Here is a 3,000-nt window from a genome sequence, read left to right on the forward strand (position 1 = left end):
CAATATGACTATACACAAATTGGAGAAAACGGAAGCTTCCTCTGGGCTAGTGACGAACCGATAACAACAAAGACAACCATTAACATTTTTAGTATCAATGCAAGTGTGGTGTTCTAATGAAAATACACACGAGAACATTACTATTATTTGTCTTTATATGTTTACTGAGCCCTTCTAAGGCTCTTGCGTCTTCTTTAGTTCTGGTTGTCAGCAACAAGAACCCTACAAGCTCGCTAACTAAAGAACAGGTTATAGATATATACATGGGTCGCTATAACACGCTTCCCAACGGCTTATCAGTACGGACGACAGACTTAGTAGATTCACACGGTTCAAATCACGACTTTTACGATCAGATGGTCAAAAGAACCGAAAAGCAGATGGAAGCCTACTGGGCTAGGTTACTTTTCTCTACCCGAGCCAAACCACCCATCAAGTTCAACTCATCGTCAGAAGTTATTGCTCACTTAGAATCCTCAGCGAACAATATCGGTTACATACCGGAGGCTCTAGTGACTAATAACCTCAAAGTGATATACAAAATTGAATAATATTAAGCGCATGCTGCACCTAAAGGTAACACTCGCTATCGTGAGTATTTCGATACTCATCGTCAGCCTTTGCGTGTATCTGACTTATAGCCACCAATTAAAATCTGCAGAACTCGCAAGTTATGAACAAATAAGGCAGATCGTCCGTACTGTAGAGAAACCAGCAATGATTGCAGCGTATGTAGAAGACGCGGTGTTAGCTGGTGAAATCATAGATGGGATAATGAATAACAACGCCATTGCTCAAGCTATTTTACTCAGCAAGAACGAACTCGTCGTCGAACGCTACAAACTTAGCTCAACTGCCGAGCCTATTAGTGCTAGCTTGGCACACCCTTTCATCGATGATGAAACCGTTGGTGAAATCATTGTATTTCCCAATCAGGTCTACATTCATCAACAGGCCATAAAAAATGCTAAGACAAGTGCAATTACTCTGATCATTTACACCAGCTTTATTTCGATCTCTATTGCGTTTGTCGTGCATTCAATTGTCACTAAACCTTTAAAAATTCTGGTTTCAACCTTTTCAAAAATATCCCCTGAAAACCCACATAGTATGACGATTCCTAAACGGCACGACCAAGATGAACTTGGGCTTTTGATTTCAGGGATCAATAAAGTCATGAGCCAACTACAAAAACACATGGATGAAGAAAAAACTCTGCGACAGCAAAGCCAAGAGTTAGAGAAGCATTATCGTCTTATCTTTGAAAAAGCGAGCGCTGGTATAGGGCTTATTGACAACAAACATCACCTAATGACGGTCAACTCCGCTTTTAAGCGCTTATTGATTAACGGAACTCTCAGCGATGTACCTTTAACTCAAGTGCCCTTTCCTGCTTTGTTCGCGGATGAGGATGCTGTAACTAACACAATAGAGCTAATCAAACGTAGTCGATTCCAACAATCTATCGCTTTAGACTTACAATTAAAACCGTCTCAACATAATGATAGTGACGGCGAAGAAAGCAAATGGGTGCACTGCTTATTCTCTACCGTTTCTAATGCTTTAGAGGATGAAGCATTCATTATCGAAGTTCTGGTATACGACATTACAGATAGGACGCTGAAGCATGAAGCGACCCAATATGAAGCAGACCACGACCCATTGACTAAACTCTATAACCGTCGTTCAGGCGAACGTAAAATTGAAACCGTATTGCACGATGTTCAAACTAGAAAAGAAAACCTTGTACTCATGATGATTGATCTCGATAAATTCAAACCCATTAACGATCAATACGGGCATGAAGCTGGTGATGCGGTACTCATTGAAATATCACGACGTTTGAAGTCCTTTTTCCGAGACCACGATATTTGTATTCGCTGGGGAGGAGATGAGTTTTTAGTCGCGTTCTCCATCGCGGGGTCTGACCAAAATATTTTAAATAGAAGAGTGTCTCAGCTAAACCGTAAGCTATCGGTTCCTATCTCTCTAGAAGACGGTCTAGAGTTCAGTATCGGTGCAAGTATTGGAATCGCAATCTCACCACTACACGGCAATAATATTTCCGATTTAATACAATGCGCAGATCAAGCAATGTATAGCGCGAAAAGTAACGGTCGTAACCAATCTAAGGTTTATTCAACCCCACCGTCACTCTGATTTAGTTATCAAATACTACTCAATATATTTGCAGTATATAGATACAACAATGGCTACATTTCTGTAGCCATTAGGGTTTAATTATCGATGGAATAAAACCGTTTATTCCGTAGCTTGTTTAACAACCGGCTGTTGCTCGACAGCATGCGTATATAAGTGAACATCGCGTTGTGGGAACGGGATAGAGATTCCCTGCTCGTCCATACGCTTCTTCACTTTTTCAGTGACATCCCAATACACATCCCAGTAGTCATCTGTTTTAACCCAAGGGCGTACAACGAAATCAACAGACGATTCATTCAACGTGTGCAATTTAACCATCGCTTCTGGTTCAGAAAGAACACGCTTATCTTCTTCTAGGATTTGTGTAAACAGAGCTTTAGCACGATCAATATCATCGGCGTAGCCAATACCAAACACCATATCAACACGGCGAACGCGTTCGGCAGTAATATTGTTGATTACATCACCCCAAATCTTGTTGTTTGGAATAATCAGTCGTTGGTTATCAATAGTTTGAACGGTCGTTGACACTAGGTTCATATTTTTAACTGTACCTTGAATACCAGCGACTTTTACCATATCACCTACGTCATATGGGCGATAAATCAAGATCATCAAACCTGATGCGAAATTAGATAGTGTATCTTGTAATGCGAAACCAATGATCACACCAGCCACACCAAAACCAGTCAGTAGTGGCGCAAGCTCTATCCCGATTTGAGACATCGCAATAAGCAGACCAACGAAAACAACCGCTTTAGATGCAACGGATACGAAGAAATCTTGCATCAAGACACTAAAATCCATTTTAGAGTGCTTAACGCTTCGCTTAACACC

3 protein-coding genes are annotated in these 3,000 nt (G+C 40.9%); 2 read left to right on the top strand and 1 reads right to left on the bottom strand.

Annotated elements, in window-relative coordinates:
• Nucleotides 1–116: 116 nt before the first annotated feature.
• Together L4C33_RS21060 and L4C33_RS21065 are read left to right on the top strand one after the other, a co-directional pair.
• Entirely contained in the window at nt 117–551 is a 435-nt protein-coding gene (locus L4C33_RS21060; protein ID WP_428814347.1) for a type 2 periplasmic-binding domain-containing protein, read from the top strand.
• Nucleotides 544–2,160, top strand: coding sequence for a diguanylate cyclase domain-containing protein (locus L4C33_RS21065; RefSeq protein WP_428814348.1), 1,617 nt, complete (start codon nt 544–546; stop codon nt 2,158–2,160). Before L4C33_RS21060 ends, L4C33_RS21065 begins: the two co-directional genes overlap by 8 nt.
• Before the next feature lie 102 nt (nt 2,161–2,262).
• On the opposite strand, the gene L4C33_RS21070 is transcribed toward L4C33_RS21065, so the two are convergent.
• Nucleotides 2,263–3,000, bottom strand: a 738-nt coding sequence (locus tag L4C33_RS21070) for a mechanosensitive ion channel family protein (RefSeq protein ID WP_428814349.1), incomplete at its 5' end; no start/stop codon positions are given.

Source organism: Vibrio makurazakiensis (assembly GCF_050337375.1).
In the GTDB taxonomy this organism is placed as follows: Bacteria; Pseudomonadota; Gammaproteobacteria; order Enterobacterales; family Vibrionaceae; genus Vibrio; species Vibrio makurazakiensis.

What these genes read in the sequence shown, in the direction of transcription:
- L4C33_RS21060 (WP_428814347.1), top strand. Translation starts at nt 117, where the DNA reads ATGAAAATACACACGAGAACATTACTATTATTTGTCTTTATATGTTTA.